This is a genomic window from Brevibacillus fortis, from assembly GCF_046196545.1.
In the GTDB taxonomy this organism is placed as follows: Bacteria; Bacillota; Bacilli; order Brevibacillales; family Brevibacillaceae; genus Brevibacillus; species Brevibacillus fortis_A.
On the sequence record NZ_CP176370.1, the window covers coordinates 3640120 to 3660398 of the forward strand.

19 protein-coding genes are annotated in these 20279 nt (G+C 46.7%); 5 read left to right on the forward strand and 14 right to left on the reverse strand.

From position 1 onward, the window contains the following. Positions 1-33: 33 nt before the first annotated feature. On the reverse strand, positions 34-288 hold the full coding sequence (locus tag ACKKE8_RS17905; protein ID WP_409174259.1) for a hypothetical protein: 255 nt from the start codon (positions 286-288) through the stop codon (positions 34-36). A 164-nt stretch (positions 289-452) separates the two neighbouring features. Here ACKKE8_RS17905 and ACKKE8_RS17910 point away from each other — a divergent pair, with 164 nt between their 5' ends. The 4 genes from ACKKE8_RS17910 (at position 453) to cbpB (ending at position 4645) form a co-directional block, all read left to right on the forward strand. After that, positions 453-1700 carry an S-layer homology domain-containing protein gene (locus tag ACKKE8_RS17910; protein ID WP_409174260.1) on the forward strand — a complete coding sequence of 416 codons (1248 nt, stop codon included), beginning with the start codon at positions 453-455 and terminating at the stop codon, positions 1698-1700. A 166-nt stretch (positions 1701-1866) separates the two neighbouring features. Beyond that, the gene (locus tag ACKKE8_RS17915) at positions 1867-2709 is read left to right on the forward strand and encodes a lipoate--protein ligase family protein (RefSeq protein ID WP_409174261.1); all 843 of its coding nucleotides are present in this window, start codon (positions 1867-1869) and stop codon (positions 2707-2709) included. Between the two features lie 58 nt (positions 2710-2767). Beyond that, a complete protein-coding gene (locus ACKKE8_RS17920; RefSeq protein ID WP_409174262.1) occupies positions 2768-3907 on the forward strand; it encodes an acyltransferase in 1140 nt (379 codons plus the stop codon). Positions 3908-4174: 267 nt separating this feature from the next. Then, positions 4175-4645 carry a cyclic-di-AMP-binding protein CbpB gene (cbpB, locus tag ACKKE8_RS17925; RefSeq protein ID WP_047067754.1) on the forward strand — a complete coding sequence of 157 codons (471 nt, stop codon included), beginning with the start codon at positions 4175-4177 and terminating at the stop codon, positions 4643-4645. Between the two features lie 69 nt (positions 4646-4714). Here the strand turns inward: cbpB and ACKKE8_RS17930 are convergent, their stop codons facing one another. From ACKKE8_RS17930 to ACKKE8_RS17940, 3 genes are all read right to left on the reverse strand, one after another. Beyond that, positions 4715-5815 carry a YheC/YheD family protein gene (locus ACKKE8_RS17930; protein WP_409174263.1) on the reverse strand — a complete coding sequence of 367 codons (1101 nt, stop codon included), beginning with the start codon at positions 5813-5815 and terminating at the stop codon, positions 4715-4717. A 162-nt stretch (positions 5816-5977) separates the two neighbouring features. Beyond that, on the reverse strand, positions 5978-6538 hold the full coding sequence (locus ACKKE8_RS17935; protein ID WP_409174264.1) for a class I SAM-dependent methyltransferase: 561 nt from the start codon (positions 6536-6538) through the stop codon (positions 5978-5980). Between the two features lie 33 nt (positions 6539-6571). Then, the gene (locus tag ACKKE8_RS17940) at positions 6572-7321 is read right to left on the reverse strand and encodes an MBL fold metallo-hydrolase (RefSeq protein WP_409174265.1); all 750 of its coding nucleotides are present in this window, start codon (positions 7319-7321) and stop codon (positions 6572-6574) included. A gap of 53 nt (positions 7322-7374) precedes the next feature. Between ACKKE8_RS17940 and ACKKE8_RS17945 the strand changes: the two genes are divergently transcribed. Further along, complete coding sequence (locus tag ACKKE8_RS17945) at positions 7375-8409, forward strand: hypothetical protein (RefSeq protein ID WP_409174266.1); 1035 nt, start codon at positions 7375-7377, stop codon at positions 8407-8409. A 46-nt stretch (positions 8410-8455) separates the two neighbouring features. On the opposite strand, the gene ACKKE8_RS17950 is transcribed toward ACKKE8_RS17945, so the two are convergent. From ACKKE8_RS17950 to ACKKE8_RS17995, 10 genes are all read right to left on the reverse strand, one after another. Then, positions 8456-9322, reverse strand: a complete 867-nt coding sequence (locus ACKKE8_RS17950; RefSeq protein WP_087346699.1) for a 2-oxoacid:ferredoxin oxidoreductase subunit beta — start codon at positions 9320-9322, stop codon at positions 8456-8458. After that, a complete protein-coding gene (locus tag ACKKE8_RS17955; protein WP_409174267.1) occupies positions 9294-11072 on the reverse strand; it encodes a 2-oxoacid:acceptor oxidoreductase subunit alpha in 1779 nt (592 codons plus the stop codon). Before ACKKE8_RS17955 ends, ACKKE8_RS17950 begins: the two co-directional genes overlap by 29 nt. A 193-nt stretch (positions 11073-11265) precedes the next feature. Then, entirely contained in the window at positions 11266-12204 is a 939-nt protein-coding gene (locus ACKKE8_RS17960) for a dipeptidase (RefSeq protein WP_409174268.1), read from the reverse strand. Between the two features lie 108 nt (positions 12205-12312). Next, a complete protein-coding gene (spoVS, locus tag ACKKE8_RS17965; protein ID WP_003385776.1) occupies positions 12313-12573 on the reverse strand; it encodes a stage V sporulation protein SpoVS in 261 nt (86 codons plus the stop codon). Positions 12574-12691: 118 nt separating this feature from the next. Then, positions 12692-13486 (reverse strand): TIGR00282 family metallophosphoesterase, encoded by a 795-nt coding sequence (locus ACKKE8_RS17970; protein WP_048033391.1) that lies wholly within the window; start codon positions 13484-13486, stop codon positions 12692-12694. Positions 13487-13595: 109 nt separating this feature from the next. Continuing rightward, positions 13596-15137: a ribonuclease Y gene (gene rny / locus ACKKE8_RS17975; protein WP_409174269.1), complete on the reverse strand. Its 1542-nt coding sequence runs from the start codon at positions 15135-15137 to the stop codon at positions 13596-13598. Positions 15138-15410: 273 nt separating this feature from the next. Next, on the reverse strand, positions 15411-16052 hold the full coding sequence (locus ACKKE8_RS17980; RefSeq protein ID WP_409174270.1) for a RecX family transcriptional regulator: 642 nt from the start codon (positions 16050-16052) through the stop codon (positions 15411-15413). A gap of 69 nt (positions 16053-16121) precedes the next feature. After that, positions 16122-17180 (reverse strand): recombinase RecA, encoded by a 1059-nt coding sequence (recA, locus tag ACKKE8_RS17985; protein ID WP_409174271.1) that lies wholly within the window; start codon positions 17178-17180, stop codon positions 16122-16124. 168 nt (positions 17181-17348) lie between these two features. After that, on the reverse strand, positions 17349-18938 hold the full coding sequence (locus ACKKE8_RS17990; protein ID WP_409174272.1) for a DEAD/DEAH box helicase: 1590 nt from the start codon (positions 18936-18938) through the stop codon (positions 17349-17351). An 8-nt stretch (positions 18939-18946) separates the two neighbouring features. After that, on the reverse strand, positions 18947-20191 hold the full coding sequence (locus tag ACKKE8_RS17995) for a competence/damage-inducible protein A (protein ID WP_409174273.1): 1245 nt from the start codon (positions 20189-20191) through the stop codon (positions 18947-18949). Positions 20192-20279 lie beyond the last annotated feature (88 nt).

A 20279-nucleotide genomic window follows, 5' to 3' on the forward strand; every position in this document is an offset into this window, starting at 1 on the left:
CTAAAATCATCTACATAAGTAACCAATAAAGAATTATATCATTTTGGGTGATACAAAAGCTAATGCATAATAACCATTATGAGGCAAAATATGTACGAAACGGCGAGAGATCGTTCCAATCAGTTCTGGGATTTTCTCGATAATAGCGTCTGCCTCCACGTTATCCCCCCAAAACAGGTCCCGCTTCCAGAGACATTCTTTTCTGGAGCGGCCGTGTACGTTCGCACTGTCGTGCCAAACATGCATCCAACGACCGTTCCCGATCCAATAGCGTTCCATCCAAATCAAACAAGCATGCCCTTACCATTGGTACATGCTCCGCCAATTTTTTTGAAACTCCGTCTTTTTTCCTATTTTCACCATAATATTTTTTTCTCCTGCAACAATACAAGCCCACTCGCCGTCTGAATAGCAGTCAACAAAAACTACATTGCCATTTTGAGGAGGTTAACATGAAAAGAGCACTAGCCGTATTTTTGTCGGTGTTAATGTTCTTAACGGTTATCCCAGTCGTCGGTGCCGCTTCCACTCCTTCGTTCTCAGACGTTCCACGTAGCCATTGGGCATACAAGGAAATTACGGAGATGGCGGCAAAAGGGATCATCAAAGGGTACGACAATCGGACATTTAGACCGAACAACGAAGTTACCCGCGCCGAATTTGCCAAAATTATGATCGCAGCAGCAGATGTAGATATAAACAAACGCTACGTCGACCAAACCTTTAAGGATGTACCGCGTCATCACTGGGCATTTCTGTATGTGGAGTACGCCAAGCCTTACTTGACTGGTTACAAATCCGGCTCCACCTACACGTATAAGCCAGATCAAGCGGCAGTACGTGAAGATATTGCTGTCGCATTGGTACGCCTGTTGGGCTACGATCAAAAGTACAAAGCCGACCTGAATCAATTGAAAAAGTTCCGTGATTACGATGATATTTCGTCAGCTCTGCGTCCGTATATTGCGATTGCGATCCAAACTGATCTGATGAAAGGGTACAATGGCAATTTCCGTCCACAAGATCCGATTACTCGTGCGGAAGCTGCCTCTCTGCTCTATCGCGCTATTTTGGATCGTGACGATGATGATGAGATCAAAATTGTATTCCCTACCCCTGGTCAACCGAAACCTCAGCCAGAACCAGAGCGAATCAATATCAGCGATTCCTTCTCTGATTCCAAATTGAAAAACTGGGATACAGACAAAGCGACAGGAAACTGGGAGGTCGCTAGCAAACAAGTGACAGCGGAATCCGATGATGATGATCTGGATCACTACTTCCTGCCATTGAATTGGAATGAGTCTGACAAAGTTAAGAAATACGAATTGAGCGTCGATGTCAATGTCGTAGGCAGTGAAGGCTTAGGAGGCCTTTACTTCAACGGTAAAGACGGAAAAGCCAATGTTGTATTCATCCAAAAAGATCGCGTTGTTTTAGGTAAAGTGAATGATGTCGAAGAAGACGATATTGACATCATTACTTCTAGCTCCTACAAGCTGAAATCCAGCAATCGCTTAAAAGTAGAAGTTAACGAGAACACTGTTTCCATTTATCTGAACGATCAATACTTGTTTGGTCAACAGTATGTGAAACAAGAAGGCACAAAGCTCGGTCTGTACCTACAAGAAGAGGCAACTGAAAATGCGCCTCGCAAAACGACCTATCTGGACAATTTCTCCTTCAAGGAGACCAAATAAAGAACCATATTTTGACCCGACAAGCTCTCTTGGCCTGTCGGGTATTTTTTCACTCTACTTGACATGTATGTTCTACCAAATGGAAAAAAGATGGCGAAAACGTAGAAATAAACGCATTTCAGATGTTATAATGGTAGCTATTCTTGTCCTGTGAAGGAGCCTTCCTATGTCATTTTCTGTTAATCAACCGTTTCGCTGGATGGACTCCGGTACCTACCAGGATAGTCCACTTGAGCCTTTAATCCGTGATGAAGCGTTGGCAGCGAGTATGCAATCTGAATCTGCAACCCCTGTCATTCATCTCTGGGTGTACGATCAGGCGCTGTATCTCGGCCGCAGAGACGCCAAGCTTCCTCATCTCCAGCAAGCCTTGCGTAAGTTTGGTCAAGATGGCTTTGGTTGTGTTCTTCGCTCATCTGGTGGAGCTTGTGTTCCGCTTGATGCTGGCGTTCTCAATATGGCTTGTCTATTGCCTGACACCTCGATTTCCATTGACTCCTTCTTCTCGTTTGTAGCCCAGCTTCTTGATGTGGGCCTGCGCGATTACGGGAAGCTCGAATTTGGTGAAGTGACGGGTTCCTACTGTGCAGGGGAATACGATTTTTCCATTCACGGTAAAAAAATCGGAGGTATGGCGCAAAGACGCACGCGACACGGCTCTATTTTGCAGTTATGCATTAACGTCGACGATCGGCCACGAGGGGAATGGATGGAGCGCTTTTACCGTCTTGCGGGCTTGGATGAAATGCAAAGTCATAAGCCAATTCCTTCCATTGATGCTTCTACCGTTGGAAGCATTGCGAGTTTGACTGGGAAATTGGCCACTATGGATGATGTAAAAGCACGGCTTTTGGAGACAATCCGTTCTGAGTGGGCTGTATTACCTACCCCCTTTTATGTGCAAAATGAGTTAGTGACAGAGTCGAGGCATCATTTGTCGCAACGATTACACTTATTTTCTTATACCGCAAAAGAACTGGCCGCACCTGACTGGCACTTACCCGAATAACGGGCATTATACTTGCTTTTGATTCTCCAGGTGCTGCCGGTAAAATTCTGGAGGAATTATGAATAGCAATCGAAAGGGGACGTTTCAGGATCTGAATGCCCTTTTTGTTTTTGGGGCTCTTACTGTCTTGATAATTCACATCCTCAGCTTTTTTCTCTCAAATGAGAAGACGTATCCGTGGAATAGTGATTTACAAGCCGTTCTAATCATCTTGTTAAAATTCGGTCGTTCTTTATTTATATTTGCAACTGGAATGCTTCTATTTTACTGGTATCAGAACCGACAATTGGATTGGCGTGCTTTCTGGAAAAAACGCTGGCGCGCAGTTATTTTGCCTTACGTAATTTGGACGGCCATCTTCACCTATTTTAAACACCAAACCTTTGACCCGGCCGTGCTGGTTGGACCGTTTTTCGAAAGTCTGCTTAATGGCAGTTCATTCTACCACCTGTACTACATTCCGCTTTACTTGCAACTATGCTTGTTGTTTTGCCTGATCAAACCGTGGATGGAACGGTACTTGAACTTCCGCTGGATCATCGCTCTATTTATTGGACAGGCTGGTCTATACGTTCTCTATCACTATTTGTTCATTAAGCCGTTATGGGCCATTGATTGGGCTGCAAATCCATTCCTGTCCCTCGTGCAGCACAGTTATGTTTACGGACAGCACTATGTTTTGATGTACGTATTTACTTTTGCACTCGGTGCTTATGCCGGGATGAATGTGGATAAATGGCGGACGTGGGTGAAACGCCTTCAAATACCTTCTATCGTTGTGATGGCATGTGCTGCTGTTTGGATGGCGTTCAGCTATCTTTCCGGCTCCAAAAGCTATTACGAGAGCATGAATATTTTTGAACCGCTTTATTTGGTGTACACACTCTGTGTGATCATCAGCTTTTACCCTGCATCCAGTTATCTCGGCAAACTGCCTAACCTCGGTCCGTGGCTTGCCCGGTTGGCCAAACAAAATATGGCTATCTATTTGGTTCATCCGTTGATCCTGTTCTTACTGCAGAGCTACGTCATTCATCGACTAGGCTGGTCGACGCCGTCATTGGTTCTCGGCATGTTCGTGATTACACCGCCACTCTGTATTTTCCTTTACGAGTTGACGACGATGTCCTTTTGGTTCAATCGGAAAAAACGTGTGGAAGCAAAACCGATTTTCAAAAATCAAACGTATAAAGCGTAAGAGAGAAGCTGGTTTCCTCTAAACTCCTAATGTAAAAAACAACATGATCTCCCATACTAGAAGTAGGGACGATTGTTCCACACCTCGATTACTTGCCTGGCGTAACTGCCGGGCTTTTTTTCGTCTATTACCCCACCAAAGGCTTGGCAACGCCAAGTTTTCTAAATGTAGCCCTACCGTTTGTACCTCGCTTACGGTATCATAGAAGAGGACCACAGGCAGTTCTTTACTGCTATAGACGACAGAAAGAAAAGGTGGTGGATCTGAATGAATCAAGAGATCCCTTTGTTACATATTCCGATCAAAGATCTCATAATCGCGTCCACAAAGGTCGCACATGTGCAGTTAGGTAATTCGCTTGAGCACGCCCTGCTTGTCCTAATCAAGTCCGGTTATTCAGCCGTTCCTGTACTGGATCATCAGTATCGTTTGCATGGGTTAATCAGCACGAATATGATCATGAATAAGACTCTAGGTCTGGAACGCTTCGAGACCGAGCGTATGTCCGAACATATTGTAGATGATGTGATGGATACGAAGGTCCCTCGATTGCGTGACACCGATGAATTTTTGAAAGCATTGGAAGTGTCCATTAATCACCCTTTCGTCTGCATTGAAGACGACGAGCACTATTTCCAAGGAATCTTGACTCGAAAATCGATATTGGCTTTGGTATATCGTCACTTTCGCAATCTGCCCTTTCCTTTGGCTGACCAACAACAGCCGGCAGAATCGTAGGTCACGGCATACGAAAAGACGGGGCAATAATTGCCACCGTCTTTTTCACATTCTTTCTGCGTTATTTCTTTAGAGTAAATAGCTTGGCGATAGAAGCTGATGCTTCCGTTTCTTTTTTTCAGCGAGTAATGTCTGCGCATATTCCAGTGGATGACGGTACGTTTGTTTAAACATCGCCTTCTCTCCAGCCTTGAAAAAAGAATAGCGCTGATCACGCACATTGACTTCAATTAAATACGGATTACCTCGCTCGTCAATTCCCATATCCATGCCTAAGTCTGCTAATGATGAAAAATGCCGACCGTATTGCTTCGCAATTTCCACCGCCGCTACGCTTACTCTTTCGATGACTGCTTGCTGTTGTTTCACCTCAGGAAAGATGGGGAATAATGCTTCCGAAAACGGCACTGCTGTCCCACCTCGTGAGAGATTGCTCAGCTTGTTTTTCTTATTGGCGACTTTGGCAACCATCCCGCTCACAGTCCACTGTTTCTCTTTGTTTTTCTGCACCGAAACACGAATATCAAACGTTTTGCCTCCATAGCGCGCCAAAGGAATCCCTCGCTGGATCAAAAATCGTTTGTTACCGACCCAACGCCGCACCGTGGAGAGTATTTGCGAATGAGATAAAATCTGCCGTTTTTTCGATGCAATGAAGTGATAATTGCCTCCATGCCGTTCAATACGTGCTACCCCAATTCCGACTGATCCAATCGAAGGCTTGACGTACACCACCTGGTATTTATCCAAGAACTGACGCAACTGCTCCATGGAATAAGGAACTGTCTGTGGCAGATAGCTACGAATGTGTTCGTTTTTCCAGAGCATCTGGTGTACCTTTCTCTTATCCCGTACAACCAAGCCATTGAACACCGTCTTCTTTTGGCTCAATCTTCGAATCACATTCCGTGCTTTTGCATCCCCTGTCAAAACACGATTGTGGATGACGCGCGGGACTGAAACCAGTTGTGAGACGAGGCGATTTCCGTTCCAAAAATATCCCTTGACCCTTTCATCTCCTGGCTTCACATGTCTCGGATGAAAAAAAACAGGCTCCAATCCAAGCTCTTTTCCGATTTCGACATAATAAGGCAGACGCTCATATGACTTGAGGCCTTGAATTCCTTTCTCCATAAGGGCCCAATCCAACATTATCCCGATTCTGTCCACGTAGATCCCCCTTGCCACATTGCTCTACATAGGGTATGTGCCAGAAAGGGCAAGAGCGTGCCTATTTTTGTACACTCTCCGCGACCTGACAAAATATTTGCTTTCTCATAGGAATGATGTCGGATGCTGCGCTTGCCCGGGAAAGGATCGCGTTCGTTCTTTTTATTGTCCCCTGCGTTCGATGGCCAGTAAAAATGGTGCTTGGTTTTGCTGATTGATATATTGGTATTTTAAAACCAAATAATCCAATTGACTTAGCTCTTGGCAAAATGCTTCGACTGCCTCTTTTTCCGACTCTCCCGCAGGATGCCCCCAATAAATCATGACTGTCATGATTCCACCTGGTCTGAGCACCCTCAACCCTGATTGAATCGCCTGAATGGTGCTGCTCGCTTGTGTTGTGATTTCTTTGTCTCCACCCGGTAAATAGCCCAAATTAAACATGATCGCCGCGGCACTAATCTCCAGCTTGTCAATTTCCTCATGACTGGCGAGCTTCATTTCTACCCTGTTCGCCAGACCCTCTCTTTCGAGTCTCTCTCGCGTTTTTTCGATCGCCTGCGGCTGGATATCGAAGGCGATTACTTTCCCGTCTTCTTGCACCAATTGCGCAAGAAATAAGGTGTCATTTCCATTCCCCATCGTAGCGTCTACAACAGTTTCTCCTACTTGTACCCGTTCACGGATTAATTTACGTGCGACTTCTAATACATTTGGAAACACAGTCAATTCTCCTCTCTATGTACACAAACAACCTTATAAATCGATTTGCAGACCGATGCGCGCCGCATAAACTGGACCTGCAACAAAGGCATTGGCCTCCGCGATTACTTGAGACTCATCATAGCCGTAAAACAAATGCGTGACTAATAAAGAACGGCAGGATAGAGATTGTGCCAATTCTGCCGCTTGGCGAACAGACAGGTGCCCATTTGGCTTCGCCGGTAAATTGTAATCCAGATAGGTCCCCTCGCAAATAAACAAATCCGCTTGACTTGCAAACCCCTCCCAGGCTGTACCTGGTCCACTGTCCGCTCCGTATACGAGGACATGACCATTTGCTTCCAAACGCATGGCGTAGCATGGATCTCCGTCACCATGGTCTGTCCGTAAAAAAGTAATCGCGACGTCCCCAATGGTAACAGACGTTTCTTCTGTGATTGGGGTAAATGTGGTCGCATCTCGATACACCAATGACTGAGTATTGATCACTGGCAGCGCTGGTGCGAAGATCGGAAGCGGCTTGTCAGCAGGTCTTTGGCCAAATAGCTGATGAACCATCAAACCGTACTGCATCACTCCTACATCCGCAACATGATCATGATGATAGTGAGATAAGAGCATGGCATCCAGCTCATAAATGGGCAAATGCTTGCCTAACTGCGCAAGAACACCGCTGCCACAGTCGAGAAGAATTTTGACACGGTCTGTCTCAATCAGGTAACCCGGAGTAGCACCCCCTGGGCCAGGATAAGGAGATTGATAGCCTAACACGGTAACGCGCATATTCGGTTCACTCCCTCTCATAGGATGGAATAAGGTGGGACAGGAGGTCTGAGATGCAAGGAACATGGAGAGCCGCATGGCAGATCGCTTTTACGTATATTGGGACAGTCGTAGGAGCTGGTTTTGCCTCTGGCAAAGAAATTGTAGAGTTCTTTGTTCAATATGGAACACAAGGCTTAGTTGGCATCATTCTGGCTTCGACGCTGTTTATTTGGGCAGGCATCCGGGTCATGCTGATTGCTTATCGGATTCAGGCCGATTCCTATCAAGAAGTCAGCACCTATTTATTTGGGCATCCGTTTGGCACTGTATTTAATACCTTGCTTCTAACCGTATTGCTAGGGACTACCTCTGTCATGCTCGCTGCTACTGGCGCGATTTTTTGGGAGTCTTTTCGATTATCTCCCCAAATCGGCATTTGGTTTAGCATGATTTTGATTTTTTTCGTGACGAAAAAAGGGCTGTTTGCCATCCATCACGTGAACAGCATTTTTGTTCCGATGCTCATTGGCTTTACTGTACTTGTCTTCCTTTATACGAAGCCATGGTTAGATACGAATGTCGTCGTTGAATCGTTACGGCCTTGGGCGTGGCTTAGTTCTCCCTTTTATTATGTTGCCTTAAATGTCACGCTTACACAAGCAGTTTTGGTTCCGATGGGCAGACAGAGTACAAGCGAGAAGCCTCTCATCCTGGGGGGAATCATAGGAGGGTTGGGAATAGGCCTTCTGCTCTTGCTCGCCTATGCTTCTCTCTCTGTAAAAATGCCGGGAATCCATCACGCGGAAATGCCCATGATTGCTGTGCTGCAAGGCTTGGGACCAACCATTCCTTTTTTATTCTCCCTGTTGGTGTATGCGGAAATTTTCTCAACTCTTGTGGCAAACGTATTTGGTCTAGCCCAACAGATTAGGCAAGTTACCCCTCTTCGAGGTCCGACTATTTTACTCGGGATTTTGCTAATTTGCTATTTGATCAGTTTTATCGGGTTTAGCTCGCTTCTTCGCTTCCTGTATCCACTCTTTGGTCAACTGGTCGTTTTTTTCCTTATCATGCTGGTGTACAGGCAGTGGCGCGATCGCATGTAATAAAAAAACCTCTCCCGTTAAGGAGAGGTTTTTCACTCTATCAAACTTAAGCAAATTCTTTAACCAATTTTTCGAAGTCTTCTTCAGACAAACGAATGTCTTGGTTAACCAAACCTTCTTCTTTGAAGCCATTTACGAGAGCTTCGTAAGGTTTTTGCTCAGTGTTTTGGTAGATCAGACCTGTAATCAGGCCTTTGTATTGCATGGAAGTAGACATTGCTTTGATACGGTCATGTGCATCGTATCCTTCGATCGTGTCTACTGGTACGATGTTCTCTTTGAACCAGTCGTACGTATTTACCTTGTTGTAGGTTACACAAGGGCTGAATACGTTGATCAAAGAGAAGCCTTCGTGTTGGATACCTTTTTCGATCAGTTCAGTCAAGCCCTTCAGATCGCTGGAGAAGGATTGAGCAACGAAAGTCGCACCTACAGACAGCGCCAGTTCAACTGGAGAAATGGAGGACTCGATGGAACCTGCCGGTGTAGACTTGGTCACGAAACCAGTCGCGGAACGCGGGGAGGTTTGACCTTTTGTCAGACCGTAGATTTGGTTATCCATTACGATGTACGTAACGTTCATATTACGACGGATAGCGTGTACAGTATGGCCCATACCGATCGCGAAACCATCCCCGTCACCACCTGCTGCGATAACTGTCAGCTCGCGGTTCGCCATTTTCACACCTTGTGCGATTGGCAGGGAACGTCCGTGAATACCGTGGAAACCATAACAGTTGATGTAGCCGGAAATACGACCAGAGCAACCGATACCGGAAACAACCGCCAGATTTTCAGGTTCCAGACCTACGTTCGCTGCAGCGCGTTGAATAGCCGCTTGGATGGAGAAGTCTCCACAGCCTGGGCACCAGTTTGGCTTTACGTTATTTCGAAACTCTTTCATAGTCGCCATGTTTTACCAGCTCCTTCACTTCAGCATAGATTTCCTTCGGCAGGAATGGGTTACCGTCATATTTAAGCACGGATTCGATTTTTTCAGCGTTTCCAACGTGTTGTTTGAGCAAGCTTGTTACTTGCGCTTGGGCGTTGTGCTCAACAACAACAACTTTCTTCGCTTTATCTACGAGTGCTTTGATTTCTTCAGTTGGGAACGGATGCAGCAAACGGATTTGTGCATGGTTTACTTTCATTCCCTCTTGTTCCAGACGGCCTTTTGCTTCTTGAATGGTACCGATTGTGGAGTTGATACCTACAACCAGAACATCCGCATCAGCGTGAGGAGCATCTGCTGTTACAGCGCCTTTGAAGTTTTTCAGGACGCCTTCCATTTTGCGCATACGTTTATCCATTTGTTGAATACGGTTTGCAGCATTCTCAGATGGACGACCAGTTTGATCATGCTCAACACCAGTTACGTGGTGCAGACCGTATTTTTGACCAGGAATAACACGAGGAGAAACGCCGTCTTCTGTTACTTCATAACGTTTGAACAGGTCGTTTTGCTCTTTTTCTGGCAAATCTTGTCCAGCAAGCAGTTTTCCGCGGCGGATTTCTACTTTGCTGTAGTCAAATGGAGTCACTGTTTGTTTACCCAAGGACAGTGTCAAGTCTGTCATCAGGATAACAGGCAGTTGGTATTCTTCCGCAATGTTAAACGCTTCAACTGCATCGTAGAAGCACTCTTCTACTGTGCTTGGCGCGATAACTACTTTTGGAATGTCACCGTGTGTACCATAGATCATAGCATTCACATCGGATTGTTCGATTTTGGTAGGCATACCAGTAGATGGGCCACCACGCTGCGTGTTCACGATTACAACTGGTTGTTCCGTGATACCAGCCAGACCAATTGCTTCCATCATCAGGGACAGACCAGGACCTGCAGAAGCAGTCAAGGAACGAGCACCCGCGAAGTTAGCACCGATTGCCATCGTAATAGCAGCAATCTCGTCTTCTGTTTGAATAACAGTACCGCCCAATTTAGGCAGCTTTTTAATCAAGTATTCCATTACCTCGGAAGCAGGTGTGATCGGGTAAGCTGGCATGAAACGGCAGCCTGCTGCTACAGCACCCAGAGCGATCGCATCGTTACCGATGAGGAACAGTTGTTTTTGTGGATCAGCCTTTTCCATTTGGAACTCAGGAAGTTGACCACCAGTCAATTCATTTACAAAATCAAAACCGCGGCGAATGGCATCCATGTTCTTTTCAACCACTTTTTCGCCCTTGCGGAGGAACATATCTTCAACGATGGGACGGTAGCTTTCCACTGAAATGCCGAGGATGGCACTGGACGCACCAATCGACACCATGTTTTTCATCAGGGAAGTTCCCAGTTCATCAGCGATCTCAGTCAGTGGTACAGTGAAGAAGCGAACTGGCTTCAAGCCGTCCGGCAACTTTGGATTAAATTTCGCATCCGCGATAATGATACCGCCTTCACGCAGCTCATGCGCATTGAAATCGATCGTCTCTTGGTCAAACGCTACGAGAATGTCCAGATCGTCAGAGATCGCACGCATTGGCGTTGTGCTCACGCGAATTTTATTGTTCGTGTGTCCACCCTTAATACGGGAAGAGAAGTGACGGTAGCTATACAGATGGTACCCCATCCGGTTCATCGCCATCGAGAAAATCTCACCAGTACTCTCGATGCCCTCCCCTTGCTGTCCTCCAACTTTCCAGGAAAGTTGACTAATCATTCAGATTCCACCCTTTCAGTGACTGTGAGAAAAGCTGCCTATCACACCTTGAAAAGACTGATAAGATGTGACATTTCTGTGCATAGACAGTAACAATTGTAGTCCTGTCCATGTCAAATTGCAAGTGCTTTTACTCAACTTACTTTTGACCTGAATTTTAATGTTGAACTTGGTACATTAATATCCTCATGCTTTATTGTAGCACGTTTCCGAAAACACGCAACCAATTTCCTTGCACAAATTTCAATACTTCCGCCTCTTTATAACGTTTTAACATAGCTTCTAGTAACTGGGAGTAATCTGCCGCAGATGCCATGTCTCCAAACGTCTCGGTAATCCCATCGAAATCGGAGCCAAAACCTACGTGGTCTACGCCACCCAGCGCGTAGATGTGATCCAAGTGTCGGAGCAAGTCATCGATCCAAACCGTGCGCTTCTCCGATATGGTAAAGAAGTCTACAAACGTTAAGCCGATTGCGCCATCTTTGGCGATTAACGCTCGAATTTGTTCGTCCGTCAAATTGCGAGAGTGATTGCATATGCTTCTCACGTTTGAATGCGAAGCGATCACTGGTGCTTTCGAGCATTCTATTACATCCCAGAATCCTGGATCGGCCAAATGCGAAACATCAATAATCATCCCCAGGCGATTCATTTCTTCTATGACTTCTCGTCCAAATGAAGTAAGTCCACCTGGATTCGGCTCTCCATTTCCACTCGCTAGGGCATTGCCATGATTCCAGGTCAGCGTCATTCCTCGTACACCTAGCCGGTACCACGTACGTAGCTGAACCAGACTCTCTTCTAATGCATGCGCGCCTTCTACAAACAGAATAGCCCCTTTCTGTCCCTTTAATACGCATTCAGTCAAATCTGCCTTTGTAAGAATGGGCTGGAATTGATCTCTGGCCACCTCTTGATAAAAAATATCAATCATTTCTAGTACAGTATGAAAACGACGTCCAAACGGCACCTGAGAAGGGACAAAACAGGCAAGTACTTGTATGTCTACATTCCCCTTTTCAAGGGCGGTAAAACCAGCTTGCAAGAGCTTGTCTTCTTTATAAAAGTCCAGCTCAGGGTTCTGCCATATCTTGCATAATACATCGCTATGCGCATCAAAGATTTTCATATGGAAACGCTCCTTCTCTTCGATAACTTCGGAGGTTATACTTCTGGACAAACGAAAAAACCTGTTCATTCTTCGAACAAACAGGCAGGTGAAGCATTTGCAGTTGTATCATCTGGGTTCTACGATTAATTTGATTGCAGTTCGCTCTTCTCCATCAATCACGATGTCGGTAAAGGCTGGAATACAAATGAGGTCAACTCCACTCGGCGCTACGAACCCTCGTGCGATTGCTACTGCCTTCACAGCTTGATTAAGCGCCCCAGCGCCAATGGCTTGGATCTCGGCCGCTCCTCGTTCACGAAGAACTCCGGCAAGGGCACCAGCAACGGAATTGGGGTTAGACTTTGCTGAAACTTTTAATACTTCCATCCTTTTTGAACCTCCCGTCTGATAGGAATCCTGTCATCATTAGAATGATATTCGCATAACCCCTAAAAATTCCTGCTAACTCGCTTGAAAGATTCAAAAAATTCTAATCTTATCCCCATTATTCCATAAACGGATGGTCAGAGTCAATTCTGATTCGTTCCATTTTTTTCGCATGCCCAGTCGTTTTATCTAGAGTAATCAGCACTGCATTCAACTGCGCAGGATCTGGCGCTACCTCAAAGCGAACAGGAAGCTGCGTCAAAAATTTCTTAATTACAGCTTCGCGTTCCATCCCCAAAATGCCGTTACTTGGGCCACACATTCCCACATCACACAAAAATCCGGTTCCTTGCGGCAAAATACGTTCATCAGCGGTTTGCACATGGGTATGTGTCCCTACGACCGCTGTTACCTTTCCATCGAGGTACCATGACATTGCTTGCTTTTCCGATGTGGCTTCTGCATGAAAGTCTACAAAAATGAGCTTCGTACGCTTCCGAGCTTGCTCTACTAGCTTGTCAGCCATTTGGAATGGGCAGTCGAGCGGTGGTAAGAATGTACGCCCCATCAAATTAATAACAGCTAGTTCCCCTTCAGGTTGTTTGATGTATGTAATCCCTTTTCCGGGAGCACCTTCTGGGAAGTTCGCGGGTCTAATCATCCGCGGCTCATCATCAATAAAATCGAAAATTTCTCTTTGGTCCCACGTATGATTCCCGAGCGTAATCGCGTGAACACCCCACTCGAAAAGCTCCTTGGTAATTTTCTCTGTGATCCCGCGTCCATGCGCAGCGTTCTCTCCATTCGCTACGATAAAGGTAGGGCTGTATTTTCGTTTCAATAACGGCAAATATGTTTTCACGATCTCTCTGCCAGGCGAGCCCATAATATCTCCAATGAATAACAACTTCATTACCAAATCACCTCATTGCTAGTATACACAATTCCTCTGTTCATTAGAAAACTTGACTTCGTCAAGCATTTGGTATGCTACAAAAAAAGTAAAGTGGCACGCAGCCACTTTACTTTGCATACTCAACTGCCCGTGTTTCACGGATAACCGTTACTTTAATATGACCTGGGTAGTCAAGTTCATTTTCAATTCGTTTCGTGATATCCCGTGCCAGACGGGTAGCTTCCGCATCGTCAATCTTATCAGGTTGAACCATCACGCGAATTTCGCGTCCTGCTTGAATCGCATAAGACTTTTCTACGCCATCGAACGACTCAGAGATTTCTTCCAGTTTCTCCAAACGTCTGATATATGTTTCCAATGTCTCACGGCGTGCACCTGGGCGTGCGGCAGACAGAGCGTCAGCAGCTCCCACGAGCATAGCAATGACGGAAGTTGGTTCGGTATCACCGTGATGAGACGCAATACTGTTCACTACTACGTGATGCTCATTGTACTTCTTAGCCAGTTCAACACCGATTTCAACGTGTGAACCTTCTACTTCATGGTCAATCGCTTTTCCGATATCATGCAGCAAACCTGCACGTTTGGCCAGCTTCACATCTTCTTTCAGTTCTGCCGCCATTAAACCGGCGAGATGTGCCACTTCCATAGAGTGCTTCAGTACGTTTTGACCGTAGCTAGTACGATAACGCAAGCGTCCGAGAATCTTGATCAGATCTGGATGCAAGCCGTGAACGCCTGTTTCGAACGTTGCTTGCTCACCGTATTCACGGATTCGCTCGTCTACTTCGCGACGCGCTTTTTCCACCATTTCCTCGATGCGAGCTGGGTGAATGCGACCGTCTGCGACCAGTTTATCCAACGCTGTCTTGGCAATTTCCCGACGAATCGGGTCGAAGCCAGACAGGATGACTGCTTCTGGAGTATCGTCAATAATCAGATCGATACCAGTCAACGTCTCCAGGGCACGAATGTTACGTCCTTCGCGTCCGATAATACGTCCCTTCATCTCATCATTTGGCAGCGTAACCACAGAAACGGTTGTTTCTGCTACGTGGTCTGCTGCACAACGTTGAATGGAGGTCGTAATGATCTCACGAGCACGCTTGTCCGCTTCTTCCTTGGCCTGAGTCTCAATCTCCTTGATCATCACAGCCATTTCGTGACGGACGGTATTCTCCACATCAGTGAGAATGATCGTCTTCGCCTCATCCTGCGTCAAGCCGGAGATTCGTTCTAGCTCTGATACTTGTTCTTTATATAAGTGCTCTACCTTGCTTTGCAGTTCTGCGATGGCACGGTCACGCTCAGACAATTCTTCTTCTTTGCGCTCCAACTGTTCCATCTTGCGGTCCAACGATTCTTCTTTTTGTAGAATTCGTCGTTCCTGACGCTGGATCTCATTGCGTCTCTCACGCAATTCAGTTTCCGCTTCGGATCGAAGCTTGAACACTTCATCCTTTGCCTCCAGCACCTTTTCCTTCTTAACGGCTTCGGCGTCCCGTTTGGCTTCCTCCACGATCTGTCGTGCAGCTTCTTCTGCACTGGAGATCTTCGCTTCCGCAATGGATTTACGAGTGAAGTAGCCTGCACCCAAGCCGATCAGCAGGGCAACGAGCACAATGACAACAGTAAGTATAGGATCCATAGGCTTTTTCGTTTCACCTCCTTATTGTAAGACATCTCCCCGCTTTCCAAGCATTCGTTTTTCATGGAGTGCTCTCACATTTGAACATTCGGCTAAAAAACAAGACCGATTTTACTCGGTCCGCTGAATCCGTACAGCTTTCGCACGGTTTTTCAGTTGTTCCATAGGCAACGAGTGAGCAAATCACAAAAAGATATGATACACCAAGTAAATACAAACCTATTTTATTATTTGTGAACAAGAATTGTCAAGATCATGCAAATAGAGTTGCCCCTAACTATCGCTTCTATGACGCAATTCTTCACGCATTTGTTGAATGATGGCATGAGAAAATCCCTTGCGCATCAGCATGGACAGCAGCTTGCGTTCTTCATCTGAGTTTGGTGCACCCTCTATGCGTCGCGCCTTCTTCTCTATCAATGCGCGGGCAGCATCTAGTTCAGCCTGCCTAGACACGCCACGTACTGCGTCCTCTACAATCGCTCTGTCCACTCCACGCTGGGTAAGCTCCATACGCAGCATATACGGGCTCCTCGGCTTCAAACGCAATCGCTCGTCTACCCATTGCTTCGCAAATGCTTCATCATCGATGTAGCCGTGATCCTTGCAGCGCTGGCATATCTCTTCGGCAATCTGCGTAGAAAATCCCTTCTCTACCAAATAAGAATGCAGCTGACTGCTTGTCCGTGGGCGTATGCCGAGGTATCGCAAAGCACCTAAATACGCTTTATGCTTTTCTTCTGCTATCAGGACTTCTCGGCAAAAAGCTTCATCTAATTCTGTTCCCTTAAATAGGTTGTACTTTACCAGTATGTCTTCGTGTACGGTAATGGCATACTCGCCTTCTACATCGATATGGTAGCGTTGCTTTTGTTTGATATCTCGATGAACGGCAGTGATCAGGCCGCTCTTCATGATGATTCACTCCTTCGCAAAGCTAAAATAACAGCCTGTCTCATCGACAGGCTGCTCTTCTACTCTTCATTACTCCAGATCAAATGTAGGCTCTTCATCTTGCTCTGGGTCATTTACCGGCTCAATTTCTGGTACAGAACCAGGATTCAGACTGAAGTATTCGCGCACTTTTGTTTCAATCTGAGATGCAATGTGCGGATTCTCCTTCAGGAAGACCTTCGAATTTTCTCTACCTTGGCCGAGGCGCTCTTCATTGAAGGAATACCACGCCCCACTCTTTTGAACCACATCAATCTCAGAACCGATGTCGAGAATGCTACCTTCTCTGGAAATACCTTCACCGTACATGATGTCCACTTCTGCAACCTTAAATGGTGGAGCCACTTTATTTTTGACGACTTTGATTTTCGTCTTGCTTCCCAAAATATCGTTGCCGACTTTGATAGATTCCGCTTTACGAACATCCAAACGAACACTCGCGTAGAACTTCAAAGCGCGTCCACCTGGAGTTGTTTCCGGGTTACCGAACATAACTCCCACTTTTTCACGAAGCTGGTTGATGAAGATCGCAATCGTTTTGGACTTGTTGATGGCACCAGACAGCTTGCGGAGTGCTTGGGACATCAAGCGTGCTTGCAAACCTACGTGGGAGTCTCCCATCTCGCCCTCGATCTCTGCTTTTGGCACGAGTGCCGCAACGGAGTCGACTACGATAATGTCTACCGCACCAGAGCGCACCAGTGCTTCCGCGATTTCCAGAGCTTGCTCACCAGTGTCTGGTTGGGACAACAGCAATTCGTCGATGTTTACACCCAGCTTCGCAGCGTAAACCGGATCCAAAGCATGCTCAGCATCGATAAACGCAGCCTGTCCGCCCTGTCTTTGTACTTCTGCGATCGCATGAAGGGCTACTGTTGTTTTACCAGAAGACTCTGGTCCGTAAATCTCAACAATCCGTCCGCGTGGGAATCCGCCCACACCAAGTGCGATATCAAGAGCAAGCGCTCCGCTCGATACAGTAGAAATCTGAATGTTGGATACTTCCCCCAACTTCATAATGGAACCTTTACCGAATTGCTTTTCTATTTGACGCAATGCACTCTCCAAAGCTGCGCGACGATCTGACAAATGGTACACACCCTTTCAATTTTTCGCATCTGTTTTGCTTGTCTTCATCATACCCCGAGACAGAAGTGTTTGCCAAGTATTTTTTACGAACAAATATTCGCATCCTAAGAAAGCAGCCATTTCCTGGTTGTTCCCAGTGAAATGACTGCTTTGTGTAATACTCGCTAATTAGGAACGCTTCGCTCCGCGAGGCTTTGCAGGCTCCAGATTGATTCGTTTTCCGTTGATACGCGTTTGACGCAGTGACTCATATACGAATGCCGCTACCTCTTCTGGAACCTCAACAAATGTGAAGTTCTCGAAAATGTCAATGCGACCTACTGATTTTCCAGGGATACCCACAGATTCAGAGATTTCTCTTACCAGATCCTGTGGCTTCATGTTCGCATTGCGGCCTACGTTCAGGAAGAAGCGAACCATGCCTTTTGCTGCACCCGTCTCACCAAAGTTGTAAGCTTCTACTTCCTGTCCTTGTCCCGCTTCGGTATGGAATGCCAGGTGCAATGCAGCAGCTGCTACTTTTTCAGCCGGGTATTGACCTACGAGAGCATCCGCTACTTTTTGATACATATCCGCGATTGCATCGCTTTCCAAAAGGCTAGTCAACTGTTCGCGCAGTTGCTCTTGCTTGCGCTCTGCCACTTCCTCCAGGGAAGGTACGTTGCGAGACAGCACTTGTGCTTTTGTCTGCTTTTGGATAAACATCATTTGTCTTACTTCACGAGGCGTAACCAACGTCATTGCGATACCTTTGCGACCTGCGCGACCAGTACGGCCAATACGGTGTACGTAGCTCTCAGAGTCTTGCGGAATATCGTAGTTGATTACGTGAGAGACGTTTCCTACGTCGATACCGCGAGCTGCTACATCTGTCGCGATCAGGAATTCAATCGAGCCCTCACGGAATGCATTCATGACCTTGTCACGCTGTGCCTGCGACAAGTCGCCATGCAAGCCGTCTGCAAGGTATCCACGAGACTGGAGCACTTCGGACAGCTCATCTACACCGCGCTTGGTACGGCAGAAAATGATTCCCAGCTCGACATCCTCACTGTCCAGGATGCGGCAGAGGCTCTCTACCTTGTTACGGTCAAATACTTTGTAGTATACCTGTTCGATCAATGGCGCCGTTACTTCTTCACGGCTCACCGCGATCGTTTGTGGTTGTTTCATGTAGCGAGTAGCCAAACGCTTGATTTCTGGCGGCATCGTCGCAGAGAACAGCAAGGTTTGACGCTCTTCCGGCATATGTGTGATGATCGTCTCGATATCTTCGATGAAGCCCATGTCCAGCATTTCATCCGCTTCATCCAAAACAAGTGTATGTACGTGATCCAGCTTCAGTGTTTTGCGGCGCAAGTGGTCCATGATACGACCAGGAGTACCTACAACGATTTGTACACCTTGGCGCAGTGCACGAATTTGATGTCCGATCGACTGTCCGCCATAGATTGGAAGCGTACGAACTTTGTTGTATTTCGAGATGCGCAAGAGCTCTCCCGCAACCTGGATAGCCAGCTCACGAGTTGGGGTCAGCACGATCGCTTGTACACGATTGGCAGGCGTAATCTTTTCTACAAGTGGAATCCCGAATGCAGCAGTCTTACCAGTACCTGTCTGTGCCTGACCAATCAGGTCTCCGCCATCCAGAACTTTTGGAATGCAGGCTGCCTGAATCGGTGATGGCTCCTCGAAGCCCATATCGTGAATCGCTTGCAGAATAGATTTATGTAAAGGAAAATCGGAAAAAATCGTCATGAAAAAAATCACCTTTCTTTTTGCATTTGCAGCGCATAAAACAACGCGTATTTAGCGGCACGCCCAACGATTGCATGCCTTCTTCCGGCAAGGCGCAGCTCTTTTACAACTGTGGGCATTCCTTCTGCCGCGCTCCCTACGTAAACAAGGCCAACAGGCTTGCCCTCGGAAGGATCGGGTCCAGCCACTCCCGTAACAGAGATCCCGTAAGTAGCTCCCAGCTTTTCTCGTACATGTTCAGCCAGCAATTGAGCCGTTTTCTCACTGACTGCCCCATCTGTTTGCAAAATGGTATCAGGTACTTCGAGCAGCTGATTTTTCACTTCATTGGTGTAGCAGACTACCCCGCCCCGAAACACTTGTGAGCTTCCCGGCACAGAGGTAATCAACGAGGCAATTGCTCCTCCTGTGCAGCTTTCTGCACAAGCAATCGTCTCATTTCTCTTTTTTAGCTCAGAAACCAGCACATCATGCAGCGACGAGTTCTCGCCCATCCCGTACATATACTGGCCAACACGGCTGAGAATTTCTGTTTCTACAGGCAAAATCAAGGCTTCCCCTTCTTCGACTGTAGCAGCTCTTGCCGTAATCCGCAGCGTTACTTCGAATTCTTTGGCGTATGGCGCGATCGTTGGATTGTCCTGCTTTTCGATCAGATCGAGCAGTTTTTCCTCCAAAGCGGATTCACCTATTCCGTAGAACCGGAGTACATGAGAATGAAACACTTGTTTTTCGGGGAGCAAATCGGTCAAGTAAGGCATCACGTAATTCTCCACCATTGGATACAGCTCGCTTGGTGGTCCAGGCAACAGCACGAACGTACTACTGTCATGACGGATCGCCATCCCCGGCGCCATCCCGAAATCATTGGAGAATACATGGCTTCCAGAAAGCACCAGCGCCTGCTTACGATTGTTCTCCGTCATGACAATCCCACGTTGCGAAAAGAATTTTTCAATTCTCTCCATGGCCTCTGGATTCGTTTCCAATCCAATGCCTACATGCCCCGCCAAGGTTTCTTTCGTCAAATCATCTTGAGTCGGCCCTAGCCCACCCGTGAAAATGACGAGATCAGATCGCCCTGATGCCAATCGAATCACTTGTAGCAATCGCTCCGTGTTGTCTCCTACAACCGTATGAAAGTAAACTCCCACGCCAATTTCCGCCAGCTTCTGAGAAAGAAACTGTGCGTTGGTGTTAGCGATCTGGCCTAACAAAAGCTCGGTACCTACCGCGATAATCTCCGCTCTCATCTTCCTCATCCATTCTCTTTGAGAGTAGAAAAGCCTCTAAACTAATAGTTTATCACTTGCAAACGCTCAAGAGAAGAGTCTTGTGAAA

Coding starts and splice junctions, on each gene's coding strand:
- ACKKE8_RS17945 (WP_409174266.1), top strand. CDS start 7,375: ATGCAAGGAACATGGAGAGCCGCATGGCAGATCGCTTTTACGTATATT.
- ACKKE8_RS17955 (WP_409174267.1), bottom strand. CDS start 11,072: ATGATTAGTCAACTTTCCTGGAAAGTTGGAGGACAGCAAGGGGAGGGC.
- ACKKE8_RS17915 (WP_409174261.1), top strand. CDS start 1,867: ATGTCATTTTCTGTTAATCAACCGTTTCGCTGGATGGACTCCGGTACC.
- ACKKE8_RS17950 (WP_087346699.1), bottom strand. CDS start 9,322: ATGGCGACTATGAAAGAGTTTCGAAATAACGTAAAGCCAAACTGGTGC.
- ACKKE8_RS17970 (WP_048033391.1), bottom strand. CDS start 13,486: ATGAAGTTGTTATTCATTGGAGATATTATGGGCTCGCCTGGCAGAGAG.
- ACKKE8_RS17990 (WP_409174272.1), bottom strand. CDS start 18,938: ATGACGATTTTTTCCGATTTTCCTTTACATAAATCTATTCTGCAAGCG.
- ACKKE8_RS17920 (WP_409174262.1), top strand. CDS start 2,768: ATGAATAGCAATCGAAAGGGGACGTTTCAGGATCTGAATGCCCTTTTT.
- ACKKE8_RS17940 (WP_409174265.1), bottom strand. CDS start 7,321: ATGCGCGTTACCGTGTTAGGCTATCAATCTCCTTATCCTGGCCCAGGG.
- ACKKE8_RS17960 (WP_409174268.1), bottom strand. CDS start 12,204: ATGAAAATCTTTGATGCGCATAGCGATGTATTATGCAAGATATGGCAG.
- ACKKE8_RS17995 (WP_409174273.1), bottom strand. CDS start 20,191: ATGAGAGCGGAGATTATCGCGGTAGGTACCGAGCTTTTGTTAGGCCAG.
- ACKKE8_RS17910 (WP_409174260.1), top strand. CDS start 453: ATGAAAAGAGCACTAGCCGTATTTTTGTCGGTGTTAATGTTCTTAACG.
- cbpB (WP_047067754.1), top strand. CDS start 4,175: ATGAATCAAGAGATCCCTTTGTTACATATTCCGATCAAAGATCTCATA.
- spoVS (WP_003385776.1), bottom strand. CDS start 12,573: ATGGAAGTATTAAAAGTTTCAGCAAAGTCTAACCCCAATTCCGTTGCT.
- rny (WP_409174269.1), bottom strand. CDS start 15,137: ATGGATCCTATACTTACTGTTGTCATTGTGCTCGTTGCCCTGCTGATC.
- ACKKE8_RS17980 (WP_409174270.1), bottom strand. CDS start 16,052: ATGAAGAGCGGCCTGATCACTGCCGTTCATCGAGATATCAAACAAAAG.